This window comes from Streptomyces sp. NPDC001985, assembly GCF_040296845.1.
Classification (GTDB): domain Bacteria; phylum Actinomycetota; class Actinomycetes; order Streptomycetales; family Streptomycetaceae; genus Streptomyces.
Window position 1 is genome coordinate 65,170 of the sequence record NZ_JBEOYB010000027.1, and the last position, 17,459, is coordinate 82,628.

Genomic DNA, 17,459 nt, shown 5'->3' on the forward strand with positions numbered 1-17,459 from the left:
GAGGGGCAAGGCCGCAAAGGCCCACCTCAGCAGCGTGCGGGTGTAGTTCAGTAGTAGAACATCCCCCTTCCAGGGGGAAGGCGCAGTGTGCAATTCCTGTCACCCGCTCTCATCGCCTTACCGACCACTCCGGTGGATCAGGTAGAGTGATGCACGCGCCGCCCGGTGAAAGCCGAGCGGAGGCATGCGGACGTAGCTCAGTTGGTAGAGCGCAACCTTGCCAAGGTTGAGGTCGCCAGTTCGAACCTGGTCGTCCGCTCCAGCAAGTCGAAGCCCCGGTTCTGTTTCAGATCCGGGGTTTTTCGCTGTGTGCGGCCCGGAGCGGGGCGTTGTCAGGTACCTGCCCATGACATTTGTCATGGGCACCGGTGACAGCGCGCACTGCCCGCGCTCCCGGGGCGCCGCAATGCTGGTTCCATGACCACGGACCAGTATGTGATCACGGTCGATGAGCTGCGCCGGAGCTACGCGGGCGGCTTCGAGGCCGTGAGCGGGATCTCCTTCTCGGTGGCACGCGGCGAGATCTTCGCCCTGCTCGGGACGAACGGCGCGGGCAAGACCTCCACCGTCGAGCTGCTGGAGGGCCTCGCCCTCCCGTCCGCCGGCACCGTACGGGTGCTCGGCCACGACCCGTACCGCGAACGCGCCGCCGTCCGGCCCCGGATCGGGGTCATGCTCCAGGAGGGCGGCTTCCCCTCCGAGCTGACGGTGGCCGAGACGGCCCGGATGTGGGCCCGCTGCACCAGCGGCGCGCGCCCGGTGGCGGAGGCGCTGGATCTGGTCGGGCTCGGTGAGCGGCACACCGTACGCGTGAAACAGCTCTCCGGCGGTGAGCGGCGGCGGCTCGATCTGGCGCTGGCGCTGCTGGGCCGGCCCGAGGTGCTCTTCCTCGACGAGCCGACGACCGGACTGGACGCGGAAGGGCGCCGCGCCACCTGGGACTTGGTGCGGGCGCTCCGTGACACCGGCACCACCGTGCTGCTGACCACGCACTACCTGGAGGAGGCCGAGGCGCTCGCCGACCGGCTGGCGATCATGCACCGGGGCCGGATCGTGACCACCGGCACCCCGGCCGAGGTGACCGCGTCCCGCCCCGCCCGTATCCGGTTCACCCTGCCCGACGGGGTGCCGGCGGGCCGGCTGCCGCTCTCGCTGCGGGCCGCGGCGGACGGGCCGCGCGTCTCGATCCGCACCCAGGACATCCAGGGCACGCTGGGCGAACTGCTGCGGTGGGCGGCGGAGTCCGGTGTTCGGCTGGAGGCGCTGGACGCGCGGTCGGCCTCGCTGGAGGAGGCCTTCCTGGAGATCGCGCAGACCGAGACGGCGGGTGTCTGACATGGCGGCGCGGACGGACGAGCACGGGACAGAGAAGGGGACGGGGACGGTTGTGTCGGGGACATCGATGAGGTCGGCGGGATCAGTGGGGCCAGTGGGTTCCGTGGGATCGGGCGGTTCCGCGGGGTCTGCGGGGTCTGCGGGGTCGGCGGGGTCCGCGGGCAGGACGTCGGCGGCCGGGCGGCTGGCCGGACTGGGGCGGGCGGAGCTGACCCTCCTGCTGCGGAACCGGACCGCGCTCTTCATGGCCCTGCTGATGCCCGTGGTGCTGGTGCTGGCGATGAAGTCGTCCCTGGAGCAGATCGACCTCGGCAAGGTCGGGATGAGCATCGCCGAGGTGTCGCTGACCGGCGGGATCGGGACCGTGCTGATCCTGGTGGTCCATCTCAACCTGGTCTCCGCCTATGTGGCCCGCCGTGAGGAGCTGGTGCTCAAGCGGCTGCGCACCGGGGAGGTGCCGGACCGGGAGATCCTCGCCGGGACCGCGCTGCCCGCCGCCGGGCTCGCGCTGGCGCAGTGCGCGCTGCTGATCGGGGGCGGCATCGCCGTCATGGAGGTGACCGCGCCGCGGCGGCCCGAGCTGCTGATCGGGGGAATCGCGCTCGGGCTGGTGCTGATGACGGCCCTCGCGGCGGTCACCGCCACGGTGACCCGGACCGTGGAGAGCGCCCAGATCACCACCATGCCGATGTTCCTGATCTCGCTCGCGGGCTCGGGGATCTTCATTCCGCTCGATGTGATGCCCGAGAAGATGGCCTCGGTCTGCGAGCTGCTCCCGATGACCGGGGTGATGACGCTGATCCGCGGCGGCTGGCTCGGCGGCACGGACGGCGGGGAGCTGGCCACCGCCGCGCTGACCGCTTTGGCCTGGACCGCGCTCTCGGTGTTTGCTGTTCAGCGGTGGTTCCGCTGGGAGCCCCGGCGCTGAGCGTCCGGAGTCCGGCCCTCGGTGGCGGGCCCCGGGCGGCCGGCATTCGGTGACCCGCGTCGGGTGACCGGCATTGGGTGACCGGCATTGGGTGACCGGCTTTCGGTGTACGGCGGCCGGCGCCGTCCGGTCGGGCGAGTACGAGGAGGTCCGCGGTGCGGGTGAAGGGCTGGAGCGGGCGGAGCGGGCTCGCCAAGGTGGATCTGTACACCCGGGGCACGGTCTATCTGATCGTCTGGACGGGCTCCCTCACGCTGACGATTCTGCTGCTGCTCGCGCCGAAACGGCTGGACGACCCGATCACCACGGCCCTCGCCGTGGCCGGGCCGCCGCTGGGGCTCGCGGTCGGGGTGGTCTGCGCCCGGCTCGCCCGGCGGGTGATGGACGCCTATCTGGGACAGGGCGAGGTGCCCGGGCGGCTGCTCCGGTGGGCGGTGGGGATGACCTCGGCGGCCACCGCCACCGTCCTGGCCCTGAGCCACTCGGCCGACACCTCCATGGTGCTGGAGCTGCTGCCGACCCTGCTCACGGTGACGCTGATGCCGCTGGCCACGGTCCACGCCCTGATGGTGCCGGCCAAGGTCACCGCCCTGCTCCAGCTCGGTCTGCTGGTGCTGCTCTACGTCCTGCTCTCGTTCACCGCGCTGCCGGGGGCGGAGGGGCTGGCCTTCGTCCTCTTCACCGGATTCATGACCGGGTGGATGGCGTTCACGGCACGGGCGTCCATGTGGGTGCTGTCGGTGATGTGGGAGCTGCGGGAGGCCCGCGATGTGCAGGCCAGGCTCGCGGTGGCGGAGGAGCGGCTGCGCTTCGGGCGCGATCTGCACGACGTGGTGGGACGCAACCTCGCGGTGGTGGCGCTGAAGAGCGAACTGGCGGTCCAGCTCGCCCGGCGCGGCCGTCCGGAGGCAGTCGACCAGATGCTGGAGGTGCAGCGCATCGCCCGGGAGTCGCAGCGCGAGGTACGGGATGTCGTGCGCGGCTACCGCGAGGCGGATCTGAGGGTGGAGCTGGAGGGCGCGCGGGGCGTGCTGGACGCGGCGGGGATCGCCTGCACCGTGGTGGTGGGCGAGGTGGAGCTGCCGGACGAGGTCCAGTCGGCGCTGGGCTGGGTGGTCCGGGAGGCCGCCACCAATGTGCTGCGGCACGGGGACACCCGGCGCTGCACGATCTCGGTGGGGACGGTGGACGGCGACGCCCTGCTCGTGGTGGAGAACGACGGCGCCGCGCCCGCTCCCGCCCCCGGGCAGCAGCGGTCGGGGACGCCGGGCTCGGGGCTGGCGGGGCTGCGGGAGCGGCTGTCGGCCGTGGGCGGGGTGCTGGAGGCGGGGCCCGCGCGCGGTGGTCGCTTCCGGCTGACGGCCCGGGTTCCGCTGGAGGGGAGCGGGGACACCGGGGGCGGGGGCGCCCGGGGCGGGGTGCCGACTCCCCGGGCCCCGGGTGCACCGGGAGCCTCGGGGGTCTCGGGTGCGCCAGGGGTCCCGGGCGGCCCGGGCGGGCGGCCGGCTCCGGGGATCTCCGGCCCGATCGCCTCGACATGAGAGACGGCATCCACACAGGACATGGGGGATACGGCATGAGGGGTACGGCATGACCGTGCGCGTGCTGCTCGCGGACGACGAGCATCTGATCCGTGGCGCGCTGGCCGCGCTGCTCGCCCTGGAGGACGACCTCGAAGTGGTCGCGGAGGCGGCTTCCGGCACCGAGGCGCTCGTCATGGCGCGGGCCCACCGCCCCGATGTGGCGGTGCTCGATCTTCAGATGCCGGGCATGGACGGTGTGAGTGTCGCCACATCCCTGCGGGCCGAACTGCCCGGGTGCCGCACGATGATCGTGACCAGCCATGGCATGCCGGGCCATCTGAAGCGTGCCCTGACGGCCGGTGTGCGGGGGTTTGTCCCGAAGACTCTGAGCGCCCAGCGACTGGCCGAGATCATTCGTACCGTATATGCCGGAAACCGCTATGTGGACCCGGAGTTGGCGGCCGACGCGATCTCGGCCGGGGACTCGCCGCTGACCGCGCGCGAGGCGGAGGTACTGGCCCTGGCGGGGGACGGGGCGCCGATCGCGGAGATCGCCGAGCGGGCCTCGCTCTCGCAGGGGACCGTACGGAACTATCTCTCGTCCGCGGCGTCCAAACTCGGTGCGGAGAACCGGCACACGGCGGTGCGTCTCGCCCGGGAGCGCGGTTGGGTATAGTGGGCTGCGCGCCACGGCGCATGCGGACGTAGCTCAGTTGGTAGAGCGCAACCTTGCCAAGGTTGAGGTCGCCAGTTCGAACCTGGTCGTCCGCTCCGGATGAAGGCCCCGGTCCTGTTCAGGACCGGGGCCTTCGCCATACCGTCCGGTGTCTCTCAGGCCCGGCCCACCGCGCTCGCCGGCCAGGGGGTGCCGGTCAGCAGCTCGTACGCCTCCAGATACTTCGCGCGGGTCGCGTCGACGACCTCCGGCGGCAGCGGGGGCGGCGGCTGCTCGCCGCGGCGGTCCCAGCCGGACGCGGGCGAGGTCAGCCAGTCCCGTACGTACTGCTTGTCGTACGAGGGCTGGGGCCGGCCCGGCTCCCAGTCGGCGACGGGCCAGAAGCGCGAGGAGTCCGGGGTGAGCACCTCGTCGGCGATGACCAGGGTGCCGTCGGGACCCAGACCGAACTCGAACTTGGTGTCCGCGAGGATGATGCCCCGCTCGCGGGCGATGTCCCGGGCCCGGCCGTAGACGGCGAGGGTCGCCTGCCGCAGCAGGGCGGCGGTCTCCGCGCCGACCTGGTGGACGACCTCCTCGTAACTGACGTTCTCGTCGTGGTCGCCGACCGCGGCCTTGGTCGCGGGGGTGAAGATCGGCGCGGGCAGCTCGGAGCCGTCGGCGAGGCCCTCGGGGAGGGCGAGACCGCAGACCGTGCGGGTGGCGTTGTACTCGGTGAGGCCCGAGCCGGTGAGATAGCCGCGGGCCACGCACTCGACCGGGAGCATCCGCAGCGAGGTGCAGACCAGGGTGCGGCCCGCCCAGTCGGCGGGGGCGCCCTCGGGCAGCTCGGTGGAGAGCACATGGTTCGGGACGAGGTCCGCGAGCTGGTCGAACCACCAGAGGGAGAGCTGGGTGAGCACCCGGCCCTTGTCGGGGATCTCGCTGGGCAGCACCCAGTCATAGGCGGAGACACGGTCGCTGGCGACCATGACCAGGTCGCCGGCCGCGTTCTGGTAGAGATCGCGCACCTTGCCGGTGTGGAGATGAACCAGGCCCGGCACCTGAAGCGGTTCGGGCTTTTCTACGAATCCGGACACGGTTCCTCCCCGTGGTTCTGAACTAATGATTCCGATTCTCCCGCACGGCGGGCGGGGCGGTCGGGCCGGGGGCGGCGTGTCCGGTGGTCCCGTGGAAGGGCCCGGGTCAGTCGCGCTTGCAGATGCGGTCGAGGAGGTTGGCCGTCGCGCGCTGGACACGGGGGTCGACATGGCCGGGCCGGTCGAGCGCCGGCGTCCAGGCGAAGGTGCCGGAGGCGAAGACCAGCGCCCCCGAGGGGGCCCGGTAGAGCGAGGTCTCCTGGTGCCGGGCGGCGCCCTTGCGGTCCCGGTAGGGGGAGTGCGCGAGCAGGACGCGGCGCAGATGCTCGGGGAGCGAGGTGCGCGGGAAGTAGCGGTCGGCCTCGCCCGCGACCAGGCCCGGCAGCTCATCGCCCTCGCCGGCGCCGGTGGACTCCCAGAGCCAGTGATCGGCGTTCCGCACGACCAGGGGGTGCGGTTCGGGCACCCGGCCCGCGTACTGGATGCCCAGCAGATGCTGCTCGGCCCGGTCGGCCTCGCGCCAGAGGGCGGACTTCCCGGGTCCGCGGCGCTTGCGGCAGGTGAGGAGCCGGTCGGGCTCGCCGGACGCGGACGGGCCGAGGCCGACCTGCCAGTACATGGTGTTGGCGGAGAGGAAGACGAGCGAGGTGCCGTGGTCGCGGGCGGTCTCGGCGGTGCGGCGCATGGGGGCCGACCAGTACTCGTCGTGGCCGGGGAAGACCAGCCCCCGGTAGCGGGTGGGGTCGATGGTGCCCGCGTGCAGATCGCGGGCCTCGGCGTAGGCGAGGTCGTAGCCGTAGCGCTCGGCCCAGCGGATGAAGTCATAGGCGTGGCCGACGTGCAGGGGCAGGCCGGCGCCCGCGTAGGGACGGTCGAAGGAGACGGTGACGGCGGCGTCCTTCTCGCCGAGGAGCCGGCCCTCGTCGTCCCAGGCGTGGTAGAGGCTGGCGCCGGTGCGGCCGTCCTCGGGGTAGAGGTTGTACGCCTGCCAGGTGATGTCCGGGAGCAGGAGCAGCAGGTCGGCGGGGTGGCTGTCGCGGACGGTGAACGGAATGTGGGAGCGGTGGCCGTCGGCGGCGGTGAGGACGGCGACATACGCGCCGATCGACCAGTACGAGGGGATCTGGAGCCGCCAGGAGAGCCACCAGTGGTGGCAGGAGACCGTGCGGCCGGCGGTGAGCGGGGGCGGCTGGACGATCCCGGGGAGCCGGGGACTGGTGGTGATCTTGGTGGCTCCGTGGCCCGCGTAGTGCCCGATGCGGTAGACGTCGATCGAGAACTGCTGGGGCGGGTTCACCGTGATGTGGAAGTCGATCGACTCGCCCGGGGCGACACCTCCCCGCGAGACGAAGCCCTTGATCTGGAGGTCCCGGTCGTTGGCGGCGCGGGGGCCCCGGGAGGCTCGGGCACCCTCGGGGCGGTCCGGCTCCGCGTACCAGGGGATGACCCTGCCGGTGTCGCTGAAGTACTGCTCCGCACCGCGCAGCCAGGGGAGCGGTCCCTGCCCGAACGGGTCCGACACGGCATGGGCGAGGGCCCCCGATTCCCACCGCCGGATGTGCTCCGCCCCCATGCGCCCTCCCTCGCCGCCCCCGGACCCCCGGGGCGGCTCCCGCCGCGCCGCTCGCCCGGCACCGGGCTCCAGCACATCACATAACGCATGCGGGCCGTCACCCTTCGTCGTGAATTGTTGCGTGGGCGGGCCGGGGGAGGCGCGGTGGTGGTACCGGGGTGGCGCCGGGGTGGTGCCGGGGTGGTGGGGCCGGCCGGGGGTACACCGGGCGGAACGGGGTGGCGGGCGCGGGTGCACCGGGCGGGCAGGCGTCGTGGGGGCCGCCCGCACCGGGCAGGCGTCCGTGGGGGGAGCCGCACCGGCGGAACGGGGTGTCCGGCCCGGGGGCTACACCAGACGGACGGGCTTCTCCGGGCGGACGGCCGCGCCCGCGAGCCAGGCGTGGAGCGGCCTGGGGTCGCCGTCCTCCGTCAGGCTGAGGACGGGCGCCATGAGGTCGGCACAGCGGGCGCCTCGGATCAGCAGCGTGGGCCCGTCCAGCCAGTCGAGGCCGGGGGCGGCACCCGCGGTGTCGACGGCGGCGCAGCAGACCATGGCGGTGAGGTGGTCGGCGAGCAGCTCGCGCCCGGTGCGCGGGGGCTGGAGGGGGAAGAGCGGCAGGGGGTCCGCGCCCCATCCGTTGAGCACGTCCCCCGGGCTCTTGGCGACGGCCGCTCCCACGGCCGGCTTCTGCCGGGCGGTCTCCTCGCGGGCGACCTCGGCGCTGATCCCCGCCGCGAGGTTCTCCCCGGCGTCGGCCCCCCCGGCGGTGAGATGGACCAGCACCCGGGCGAGCGTCGGCCCCTGGGGCCCGCTCGACGGGGTGACCCCGAGATCGTCCAGCACTCGGTGGAGGCGGGCCGCTTCCGTACGCCACTTGCGGTCCACGACCTCCTCCGGATACTGCTGCCAGTCCACCGGGGACCAGCCGACCCCGGTCTCGGCGGGGCCGCCGTGGAAGAGGCGCGCGGCGAGCAGCGAGGCGGCCTCGTCGACCGCGCCGGGCTCCTCCAGGAGATCGCAGGCGGGGCGGTCGCCGAGCCGGGAGGCGAAGCCCTCGGCGAGGCGGTCGCGGCGGGACAGCTCGGTGAGGGCGGAGACCACGCCCGCGTCGAGCCGGGACGGCCAGCGGCCCATGCGCCAGGCGGGCAGGGCCACCCGGGTCAGCAGCCGGTCCCACCCCGCGTAGGCGAGGCCGACCTGCTCCTGGGCGACGATCCGCAGGCCGTAGTCGACGCTCTGGGCGCGCTCGGAGGCGGCGGCCGCGACCCCGCGCTCCATCTCACCCGCGTACAGCTGGCAGCTGTGGAGCAGCCGCCGGGCGATCCCGCCGACGAAGCCGAGCGCGGCGCGCCGCAGCGGCCTGAGCGGGCCGGGGGGCCCGGCCTCCGAGGCCACCGCGACCGCGGCGTCGAGACCGCGGACGAAGCGGCGGGCCGCGGCTATGTCGGGGTGCGCGGACGGCGCGGTCCCGGCGACGACCGGCGCGAGCAGGGCCCGCAGCTCGGCGACGCGCATCCACCAGAGGAAGGGCGAGCCGATCACCAGGACGGGAGCCTCGGCGGTGCGCCGCCGGGGACCGCTCCGTATCGCCTGGGGCAGGGCGTGGGCGGGGTGGGTGCGGTCCTCCAGCCAGCTGTCGCAGTCGGGGGTGAGCGCCAGGGCGGAGGGCGCGGGCACATCGAGCCGCTCGGCCAGATCCCTGACCAGGCGGTAGAGGTCGGGGGCGCCGCGCTCGGACAGCTCGACGGTGGGGCTGAGGGCGGGGCTCGCCCGGACGATGACGGCCGCGACGGCGGCGGCGAGCAGCAGCACGACGACCGCGAGGACGCCCACCGCCCAGCGGGCCGCGGACCAGCCGGCGCCGCGCATGTGCCCGGTGACCTCGCCGGCGAGGAGCACGACGGCGACGGCGGCGGGCAGCAGCGCGACGGCGAGGGCTCTGCTGCGGACGCGCAGCACGGCCAGCGCTCGTGAGCGCGCGGCCAGCGCGCCGATCGACTCACCGATACCGGTGCCGGTACTGGACACGGTCGGTCATCACCCCCTCTGCCTCGCGACGGTCTGGGTGCACTCCCCCACTGTGGCACCCACCACTGACATCGCAATGCCGGTGGGCCAAGTGCCGGAACGCCTGCGCCGCACCCTAGTTGGGGGTTCGGCGGGCGTCATCCGGATGGCTCACCCATCACTCGATGGAATGGCTTTGGGTAAAGGTGGGCACGGGTGGGGCACGGCGAAGGTTCACTCCGGGTGCCCGAGTCTGCGCATGCCGGCCCCGCCCGGCGCAACCCCAGCCCGTCGGACAATCCGTTCACGAACGAAACACGGCGCCCCGGGCGCGGCAACCCCGGCCCGACCGGCGCTAGGGGGCAGAGCCTGGACCCCAGGCGCGGGCACAGGGCAGGCCCGGACAATTCCAGCCCGACCGGGGCTGGGGGACGGACCCCGCACCACAGGCGCCCGCGCGGCACGGGCCCGGACAATTCCAGCCCGTCCGGGGCTAGGGGACGGACCCCGCACCACAAGCGCCCGCGCGGCACGGGCCCGCACAATCCCAGCCCGTCCGGCGTTTGAGGACGGACCCCGCACCACAGGCGCGGGCACAGTGCAGGCCCGGGCAACCCCACCCCTCCCCGTCGGGAGCACCCCACAGAGCCCCGTGGCGGGCTCAGGCCGCCCGGCGCCGGGTGCCCGGCAGCGGCCCCGGGGTCGGCCCACAGCGCTGACCCCGGGAGTGCGCGCGGTCGGTCTCAGGCCTCCGCCACCGCGCGGGCGATGTCCGTGCGGTGCTGAGACCCGTCGAGGCTGATCCGCCCCACGGCCTCGTACGCCCGCTCCCGCGCCTCGCGCAGATCCTTGCCGGTGGCGGTGACGGAGAGCACCCGCCCCCCCGCACTCACCACCGCTTCCCCCTCGCGCCGCGTCCCGGCGTGCAGGACGTACGCGTGGGGAGCGTCCTGCGCCGCGACGGCGGCCAGCCCCTCGATCGGGTCGCCGGTGCGCGGGGTGTCCGGGTAGTTGTGGGAGGCGACGACGACGGTCACCGCCGCGTCGTCGCGCCACCGCAGCGGCGGCTCGTCCGCGAGGGTCCCGTTGGCGGCGCGCAGGAGCACTCCGGCGAGCGGGGTGCGCAGCCGGGCCAGTACCACCTGCGTCTCGGGGTCGCCGAAGCGGGCGTTGAACTCGATGACCCGGACACCGCGCGAGGTGATCGCGAGACCGGCGTACAGCAGCCCGGCGAAGGGGGTCCCCCGGCGGCGCAGTTCGTCCACGGTGGGCTGGAGGACGGTCTCCAGGACCTCGTCGACCAGCTTGGGGTCGGCCCAGGGCAGCGGCGAGTAGGCGCCCATGCCGCCGGTGTTGGGCCCCTCGTCGCCGTCGAGGGCGCGCTTGAAGTCCTGCGCGGGGGTGAGGGGCAGGACGGTCACGCCGTCGGTGATGGCGAAGAGGGAGACCTCGGGGCCGTCGAGATACTCCTCGATCACGACCCGGCCGCAGGCGACGGCGTGCTCCCGGGCGGCGGCGAGATCGTCGGTGACGACCACGCCCTTGCCGGCGGCGAGGCCGTCGTCCTTCACGACATGGGGAGCGCCGAAGGCGTCGAGGGCCTCGTCGATCTCCTCGGGGGTCGTGCAGACATAGCTGCGGGCGGTGGGCACCCCGGCCGCGGCCATCACATCCTTGGCGAAGGCCTTGGAGCCCTCCAGCCGGGCGGCCTCGCGGGAGGGGCCGAAGCAGGGGACCCCGGCCGCGCGCACGGCGTCGGCCACCCCGGCGACCAGGGGCGCCTCGGGCCCGACGACGACGAGCCCGGCCTCCAGGTCCGTGGCGAGCCGGGCGACGGCGGCGCCGTCCAGGGCGTCGACCGGGTGCAGTTCGGCGACCTCGCCGATGCCGGCGTTACCCGGCGCGCAGTGCACAGCGGTGACGTCGGGGTCGAGGGAGAGAGAGCGGCACAGGGCATGTTCGCGGGCGCCGCCGCCGATGACAAGGACCTTCACGGCAGTCAGCCTAACCGCCGCGGCGCGCGGCCCTGTACGCCCCTACCGAAGCGGACCGGCTACTCGTTTGTGTATTCCTCCACAACGGTCGCCCCCAGCTCGCGCACGATCAGGTCGTGGCCGGAGAGCGCGGAGTCGACGAGATCGGGGTCGTCGTCCTCGGGGACGTCGTCCTCGGGGGAGACCGGGGGCGGGCTGTACGGGGCCGGGGGGGCGGCCGGTCCGGACGCGGGGCGCGCGGGCTCGGCGGCGGTGGGCCGGGGCGCGGCGGACCGGGACGCGGCCGGTCCGGGGCGGTCCGCCGGGGCGGCGGGTGCCGGGGCGGGCGCCTGCTGGGAGGCGGACCGGTACGGGGTGGCGGCGGGCTGCTGCTGGTGGGAGGGGGCGCTCTGCTGGGGCGGCCGGCCGCCGAAGCCACCGCCGCCGGAGCCCGGGGAACCCGCGGAACCCGGGGAGCCCGGTCCGGCGGAGCCGCCGGAGACGTCGACGATCGCCTCGATCTTCCACTGCACATGGAACTGCTCGGCGAGGGCCTGCTTGAGGACTTCCTCGCTGCCGCTGCCGGAGAAGTTGTCCCGGGCGCCGGCGTTGATGAAGCCGATCTGGAGGGTGGTGCCGTCGAAGCCGGTGACCTGGGCGTTCTGGCTGAGGAGAATCCAGGTGAAGCGGCGTCGGTTCTTGACGGCCTCCAGGATCTCGGGCCACATGTTGCGCACCTGGCCGGCGCCCTGGGCCATGCCGGGCGCCTGTGCCTGGGGCTGCGCGGCGGGTGCCGGAGCGGCGGCCGGGGGCTGGGCCGGGGCCTGGGCGGGCTGCTGCGGGGTGGCGGGCCGGGCGCCCTGACCGGGTGTGGAGGCGGTGGGCCATCCTCCGGGCCGCCGCTCGGGCACGGCGGCCGGAGCGGGGGCGGGGGCGGCGCCGGGCCAGGCGCCCGGGCGGGCGGCGGGGGCCGCCGCCGGGGCGGGCTGGGGCTCGGCGGGAGGCTCCGGGACGGGCTGCGGCGCGGGCGGTGCGGCCGGCGGGGCGGCGGCGGGGGGCGGGACGGGGCCGTCGGGACCCGGCATGTGCGGGGCGGCCTCCGGCCCGGGGACGTACCCCATCGGCGCGGCGGGCCCGCCGGCCGAGAAGACGGGCGCGGGACCACCGGCGGCGGGGCGGGCGGCGGCGCCGCGCTCCAGCCGGTCGAGCCGGGCCTGCACCGAGCGCTCGTCGTCGTAGGCGGCGGGCAGGAGCACCCGCGCGCAGATCAGCTCCAGCTGCAACCGGGGCGAGGTCGCGCCGCGCATCTCGGTGAGCCCGGTGTTGACCAGGTCGGCGGCGCGGCTCAGCTCGGCCGCCCCGAGGACGGACGCCTGCGCCTGCATCCGCTCGACGACATCGGCGGGGGCGTCGATGAGCCCCTTCTCCCCCGCGTCGGGCACGGCGGCGAGGATCACCAGGTCCCGCAGCCGCTCCAGGAGGTCGGCGACGAAGCGGCGCGGGTCGTTGCCGCCCTCGATGACCCGGTCCACGACCTCGAACGCGGCGGCGCCGTCGCCCGCCGCGAAGGCGTCGACGACGGAGTCGAGCAGCGAGCCGTCGGTGTAGCCGAGGAGGCCGGTGGCCATGGCGTACGTCACACCGTCGTCGGCGGCTCCGGCGAGCAGCTGGTCCATGACGGACATCGAGTCCCGCACGGACCCGGCCCCGGCGCGCACGACGAGCGGGAGCACTCCGTCGGCGACGGGGATGCCCTCCCTGCCACAGACCTCCCCGAGGTACTCGCGCAGGGTGCCGGGGGGCACGAGCCGGAAGGGGTAGTGGTGCGTACGCGACCGGATGGTGCCGATGACCTTCTCGGGCTCGGTGGTCGCGAAGATGAACTTGAGGTGCTCCGGGGGCTCCTCGACCACCTTCAGCAGGGCGTTGAACCCCTGCGGGGTGACCATGTGGGCCTCGTCGATGATGTAGATCTTGTACCGGCTGCTCGCGGGGCCGAAGAAGGCCTTCTCGCGCAGGTCGCGGGCGTCGTCCACACCACCGTGGGAGGCGGCGTCGATCTCGATGACATCGATGGACCCCGGCCCGTTGCGCGCGAGGTCCTGGCAGGACTGGCACTCGCCGCAGGGGGTGGGTGTGGGCCCCTGCTCGCAGTTCAGACAGCGGGCGAGGATGCGCGCACTGGTCGTCTTCCCGCACCCGCGCGGCCCGCTGAACAGGTACGCGTGATTGACCCGGTTGTTCCGCAGGGCCTGCTGCAGCGGGTCGGTGACATGCTCCTGCCCGATGACCTCGGCGAAGGACTCGGGGCGATAGCGGCGATACAGCGCAAGGGACGACACATCTACGAGGTTATCGGGGCCCACCGACAACCGTCTCCGCTCCCGCCCCGCCCCTGCCCCCGGGAACGCAAGCGCCCCTCACGCACCCGCCAGAGCCGACCTACCCTTGCTGCCTTCCGGCCCTGGGGGAGTTCAGTCAGATAGCGCCACGTGAGGGGCTCCGCACAGGGTACCCGATGGTGGGGGGTGCGAACGAGTTCGCAAGCACCCCTCAGCGTCTTGTATTGTTTGCCGCGGAGGATTCGCCTAGTGGCCTAGGGCGCACGCTTGGAAAGCGTGTTGGGGGCAACCCCTCACGAGTTCGAATCTCGTATCCTCCGCCAGTGCCTCACCGGGCACTAACGTCGAAGGCCCCCATCGCGAGATGGGGGCCTTCGACGTGCATGGCCTCAGTTACCGGGCCATCACAGTGGGTAACAGGTCCGGATGTCGCGCGATCCTCCGGCCGGAACGGCTGTAGCAGGCACCCAGCACCTGGTCAGTGTCGCGGTTCACCGCGGTCTCCGTCGGGACTCCTACAGGATGGACACCGTCATCTCCACACCGCAAGGGATCGCCGCATGGCCTCGAACTCGACACCAGGACCGCCTCGAACCGACCTGGACTGATAAGAACAAAACGCTCTTGTCGACCGGGGACGGCAGGTACGACTGCACATTCGTCGACCCGACGGACTACCGGGTCTCGGAGGTGCGTCATTCCGTCAAGGTGGCCTCAGCTCTTGGTGAGCACTTCTCTGGCCGCGTAGTAGGCATGCAGTGCGGCCTCGCTCCCCGAACCCAAGGCGGTCATGATCCGCTGAAAGCGGGCGGAGCGGAGATCGCCGGCCACGATGACGCGGGGATGCTGGTCAGCCGGCGGACAGTACCCGTCCACCCCACGGGTCAGGTCACCGGACGGGGCGGTCGGGGCGTTGCCGATGCTGAGGTAGGCGGCATCCGCCACGATCGTCCGCAGGGTGCCGCTCTGGCCCATCGCTTCCGCTGACACCCCTGTGCCCTCTGTGGGCCTCAGCGCCAGGTGCTCGACGGGGAGGGGCGTGACGCGGGGGTCCTCGCGGACCTCTTCGATCTTGTATTCGTCGACCGCCGGGTACGCCACGAGCAGACGGGTGCCGGTGGCCGGGTGGGCGCGCAGGAAAGTGCCGATCGGGCGGTCGCCGCCGAGGACGAGGAGTGTCCGGCCCTCGGCGTCGTCCGCCTCGGCCTGCCAGAGCGGGGGCAGGGTCAGGCCGTCGGGGGCAGTGATCCAGGTGGCGTCGCGGGGTTGGAGGGGCCCGACGCCGGTGGCAGCGATGACGTACGGAGCGGTGAGACGGACGCCGGTGTCGACCGTGACGGTCACGTGGACATCGTCGGCACGAAGCTCGGTAACGCGCCTACCGAGTTCGAGCCGGCAAAGCTCCGTGCCCTTCAGCTCCGCGACGATGGAGTCGGCCAGCTCAGGGCCACTGGTGTAGCCGCCGAGGACGTTGTTCAGTGCCGGGATCCGATAGAGGTTGCGGCACAGCCGGTCCGGCTCGACCAGAATCGAGCGCAGGCCGACGCTGGCGGCCATGCGGGCAGCGGCGCAGCCGGCCGGGCCTCCACCCATGATGATCAGATCGGTGTCGTACAGCGCGTCGGCCATGAGGCTATTCCAGCACCGGCGCCCCGGCGTACGCAGTGAGTTGCCCCATCACGTGTTCGGTGGTGACGAGTTGGCCGGTTCCGATCAGGCGGCGGGCGACGAGGAGTCCGGCGTCATGGACGTCGGGGCCGGCGTCGCTGGCGCAGGCGTCGGTAACGATCCACGGCGCGTAGCCGTGCTCGAAGGCGTCGGCGGCGGACTTCAGGACGCAGCTCTCGGTGGCGATCCCACAGAAGACGAGGTCGGTCCAGCCGGCCCGGCGGATCAGTTCGGCGGCCTCCGGGGTGAGGAGCGTGTACCCGGTCTTGTCGACGACCGCGTGTGCGTGGGCGGCAGCATCGGCGAGCTCGGGAACGATGTCGGTCTCGGGCGGTTCCTGGAGTCGGCTCCACTGGAAGAAGCGCTCGTAGGGGCTGTCCGGATAGTTGAAGTACCGGGTAAAGATCACGGGTCGGCCAGCGGCGGACCACTGGGCGGCCAGGTCGGAGACCGCTGGCACGGCGTGGCGGCTGTGGTGGTTCACGAAGCCGTTCTGCATGTCGATCACGACCAGCGCGGCACTGCCGATGTCCATCTGGTGTCTCTCCTGCCCAGTGCTCTCAGCCGACGCTCTCGCGTAGAGCGTCCTGTGCGGCGCGTAGCCGTTCGGCCAGTCCGCTGGTCTTCATGATGGCCTCCCGCATCAGGACGTGCTGCGCGGTCTCCTGGGCTCGGGCGGTGGTGAGCCGGGAGTAGGCAGCGCGCAGGAAGCGCCAGCCGTACTGCTCGGGCATGGAGGGGTCCTGGCCGTCCTCGATCATCTGCTGGATCTGGCGCGTGAAGCACCACAGGGCCTGGACGGTCAGCTCGCAGGCGACCAGCTCGTCGATGCTGAGGCTGCGCTCGCAGGAGTGGGAGGCGTAGGCGACGCCGGACCAGCCGGCGTAGCCGGTGGAGACTCCGCGCACGCCGAAGGACACGATGTCCGGGTGGTCAAAGCCGGTGGCGAGGAGCGACTCCTCGACCGTTCCGTCCAAGGGTGCGGGCCCGTCCGGGGCGCCACGGTCGACGAGAACCGAGGGCGTGGACAGCAAGCGCAGTGCGGTGTCGTGGACGTCTCCCGCCCACGGGCCGGAGGTGACCCAGTAGAGGGAGAGGACGTACTCCGGGTTGGGGACGCGGGTGTGGTCTTCGTCCAAGAGATCGCGGAGCTTGTTTCGCGCCCAGGGCAGATCGGAGGCGTAGGAGCGGTAGCGCCAGACGGCGAGGTCGGTGAGCGCGGCAGGCTCGTGCGGCTGGACGAGGTGGAAGACAGCCACCCCGCACGCGAGAACGTGCAGAACACAGTCCTGCGCTTCAGGGTGGTCCACACGGGCCGATGAGGACTCCAACCACTGGTCGTCCACGCTCGGTGTCATGTGTGCGCGGAGCCGGCGGGAGCGCTCGACGCCGATGAAGACCGGCAGGAACTTGTGTGAGTCGATTTCGATCCGGCCTGCGACGGACGCAACCGCGTCACTCATTCCCAGCGCCGCCGCGAACCGGGCCTTCGCGTCGTCCGACGCGCGACCGAGCGCGGTGTCGAGGACGGCCTGAGATTCGGCACGAGGCTGGTACCTCGCTCCGCCGCCCTCCCAGTTCGATACCGTCCGGTCGCTGACGCCCAGGTAGGCAGCGAAATCCCGCAGGCTCATGCGCAGGGCATCGCGTAACAGCCGGGCTTCCCGACCGGACCATCGCTGCACCGTGACCACCGTCGTACCCCCTGTCCTCACCCGGTGGAACGCCGAAACGACCAGCTTGGCCAGCCTCGTTCAGCAGCAGTGCGGCATTGCTGCAGCGCGCGTACGTCACACCCCGCCATCGCCCTGCACCATGCTGGGTCCATCGAGCCGGGGTGTCCACCGCCACCAGGCGGCCCTCCGCCCGTTCTCTCCGGTATCACCACCAGAAGGAGCAAATGGCATGACCGACATCGTCAAGCGCAACGCCCGCGCCATCCTCGTCGACGGCGACGAGCTCGTCCTCATCAAGCGCACCAAGCCGGGCAGGGAGCCGTACTGGGTGACCGTCGGCGGAGGGGTCGAGGCGGACGACGCGACCATCGAGGCGGCGCTGCACCGGGAGGTGTTCGAGGAGCTGGGCGGCAAGCTGGAGCGCGCCGAGCTCGTCCACCTGATCACCGACGAGCTGGAGGGCGGCGCCGGCGTCCAGCACATCTTCGCCGCGCGCCTGGAGTCGATGGACTTGGCCGCCCGTACGGGCACGGAGTTCGCCAAGCCGGAGCGGGGTGGGTACGACGTGGTCCGGGTGCCGTTCACCGCCAAGGCCGTCCGTGAGCTGAACCTGATGCCGCCGGAGCTGGCCGAGTTCATCGCCGCCAACACGGACGCGATCGTCTCCGTCCTCGACACCCCCATCCGCGAAGCGTGA

General features: G+C 72.9%; 13 protein-coding genes, 4 tRNA genes and 1 other RNA gene. 9 read left to right on the forward strand and 9 right to left on the reverse strand.

The features are described from left to right. Positions 1-36 precede the first annotated feature (36 nt). The 7 genes from ABT122_RS14715 (at position 37) to ABT122_RS14745 (ending at position 4,557) form a co-directional block, all read left to right on the forward strand. Positions 37-108, forward strand: a tRNA-Gly gene (locus ABT122_RS14715). A 78-nt stretch (positions 109-186) separates the two neighbouring features. Beyond that, positions 187-262, forward strand: a tRNA-Gly gene (locus ABT122_RS14720). Positions 263-417: 155 nt separating this feature from the next. After that, a complete protein-coding gene (locus ABT122_RS14725) occupies positions 418-1,335 on the forward strand; it encodes an ABC transporter ATP-binding protein (RefSeq protein WP_351550692.1) in 918 nt (305 codons plus the stop codon). Positions 1,336-1,402: 67 nt separating this feature from the next. Further along, complete coding sequence (locus ABT122_RS14730; RefSeq protein ID WP_351550695.1) at positions 1,403-2,263, forward strand: ABC transporter permease; 861 nt, start codon at positions 1,403-1,405, stop codon at positions 2,261-2,263. 155 nt (positions 2,264-2,418) lie between these two features. After that, positions 2,419-3,804 carry a sensor histidine kinase gene (locus tag ABT122_RS14735; protein ID WP_351550697.1) on the forward strand — a complete coding sequence of 462 codons (1,386 nt, stop codon included), beginning with the start codon at positions 2,419-2,421 and terminating at the stop codon, positions 3,802-3,804. Positions 3,805-3,853: 49 nt separating this feature from the next. Further along, positions 3,854-4,462, forward strand: coding sequence for a response regulator transcription factor (locus ABT122_RS14740; protein ID WP_351550698.1), 609 nt, complete (start codon positions 3,854-3,856; stop codon positions 4,460-4,462). Between the two features lie 22 nt (positions 4,463-4,484). Then, positions 4,485-4,557 (forward strand) — tRNA-Gly (locus ABT122_RS14745). Positions 4,558-4,617: 60 nt separating this feature from the next. Here the strand turns inward: ABT122_RS14745 and ABT122_RS14750 are convergent. The 6 genes from ABT122_RS14750 to ffs form a co-directional block, all read right to left on the reverse strand. Further along, entirely contained in the window at positions 4,618-5,541 is a 924-nt protein-coding gene (locus ABT122_RS14750) for a phosphoribosylaminoimidazolesuccinocarboxamide synthase (RefSeq protein ID WP_351550700.1), read from the reverse strand. A gap of 106 nt (positions 5,542-5,647) precedes the next feature. Next, positions 5,648-7,114 (reverse strand): N,N-dimethylformamidase beta subunit family domain-containing protein, encoded by a 1,467-nt coding sequence (locus tag ABT122_RS14755; RefSeq protein ID WP_351550703.1) that lies wholly within the window; start codon positions 7,112-7,114, stop codon positions 5,648-5,650. A 327-nt stretch (positions 7,115-7,441) separates the two neighbouring features. Beyond that, on the reverse strand, positions 7,442-9,124 hold the full coding sequence (locus ABT122_RS14760; protein WP_351550706.1) for a hypothetical protein: 1,683 nt from the start codon (positions 9,122-9,124) through the stop codon (positions 7,442-7,444). A 722-nt stretch (positions 9,125-9,846) separates the two neighbouring features. Further along, positions 9,847-11,097, reverse strand: a complete 1,251-nt coding sequence (gene purD, locus ABT122_RS14765; RefSeq protein ID WP_351550709.1) for a phosphoribosylamine--glycine ligase — start codon at positions 11,095-11,097, stop codon at positions 9,847-9,849. Between the two features lie 59 nt (positions 11,098-11,156). Next, positions 11,157-13,418 (reverse strand): DNA polymerase III subunit gamma and tau, encoded by a 2,262-nt coding sequence (locus tag ABT122_RS14770; RefSeq protein WP_351550712.1) that lies wholly within the window; start codon positions 13,416-13,418, stop codon positions 11,157-11,159. A 64-nt stretch (positions 13,419-13,482) separates the two neighbouring features. Next, positions 13,483-13,581: signal recognition particle sRNA small type (ffs, locus tag ABT122_RS14775), an RNA gene on the reverse strand. A gap of 72 nt (positions 13,582-13,653) precedes the next feature. Between ffs and ABT122_RS14780 the strand changes: the two genes are divergently transcribed. Beyond that, positions 13,654-13,741 (forward strand) — tRNA-Ser (locus ABT122_RS14780). A 391-nt stretch (positions 13,742-14,132) separates the two neighbouring features. On the opposite strand, the gene ABT122_RS14785 is transcribed toward ABT122_RS14780, so the two are convergent. Genes ABT122_RS14785 through ABT122_RS14795 form a run of 3 tightly spaced genes read right to left on the reverse strand, consistent with a single transcriptional unit; the run spans position 14,133 to position 16,720 of the window. Next, positions 14,133-15,047: an FAD-dependent oxidoreductase gene (locus ABT122_RS14785; RefSeq protein WP_351550715.1), complete on the reverse strand. Its 915-nt coding sequence runs from the start codon at positions 15,045-15,047 to the stop codon at positions 14,133-14,135. A gap of 4 nt (positions 15,048-15,051) precedes the next feature. Next, a complete protein-coding gene (locus tag ABT122_RS14790) occupies positions 15,052-15,621 on the reverse strand; it encodes a cysteine hydrolase family protein (protein ID WP_351550718.1) in 570 nt (189 codons plus the stop codon). A gap of 25 nt (positions 15,622-15,646) precedes the next feature. Next, positions 15,647-16,720, reverse strand: a complete 1,074-nt coding sequence (locus tag ABT122_RS14795; RefSeq protein ID WP_351550721.1) for a helix-turn-helix domain-containing protein — start codon at positions 16,718-16,720, stop codon at positions 15,647-15,649. 271 nt (positions 16,721-16,991) lie between these two features. On the opposite strand from ABT122_RS14795, the gene ABT122_RS14800 reads away from it, so the two are divergent. Then, a complete protein-coding gene (locus ABT122_RS14800; protein WP_351550724.1) occupies positions 16,992-17,459 on the forward strand; it encodes an NUDIX hydrolase in 468 nt (155 codons plus the stop codon).

Excerpts from the sequence above, each read along its gene's own strand:
- ABT122_RS14730 (WP_351550695.1), top strand. The coding sequence starts at position 1,403 with ATGAGGTCGGCGGGATCAGTGGGGCCAGTGGGTTCCGTGGGATCGGGC.
- ABT122_RS14785 (WP_351550715.1), bottom strand. The coding sequence starts at position 15,047 with ATGGCCGACGCGCTGTACGACACCGATCTGATCATCATGGGTGGAGGC.
- ABT122_RS14800 (WP_351550724.1), top strand. The coding sequence starts at position 16,992 with ATGACCGACATCGTCAAGCGCAACGCCCGCGCCATCCTCGTCGACGGC.
- ABT122_RS14795 (WP_351550721.1), bottom strand. The coding sequence starts at position 16,720 with ATGAGCCTGCGGGATTTCGCTGCCTACCTGGGCGTCAGCGACCGGACG.
- ABT122_RS14790 (WP_351550718.1), bottom strand. The coding sequence starts at position 15,621 with ATGGACATCGGCAGTGCCGCGCTGGTCGTGATCGACATGCAGAACGGC.
- ABT122_RS14755 (WP_351550703.1), bottom strand. The coding sequence starts at position 7,114 with ATGGGGGCGGAGCACATCCGGCGGTGGGAATCGGGGGCCCTCGCCCAT.
- ABT122_RS14725 (WP_351550692.1), top strand. The coding sequence starts at position 418 with ATGACCACGGACCAGTATGTGATCACGGTCGATGAGCTGCGCCGGAGC.
- ABT122_RS14740 (WP_351550698.1), top strand. The coding sequence starts at position 3,854 with ATGACCGTGCGCGTGCTGCTCGCGGACGACGAGCATCTGATCCGTGGC.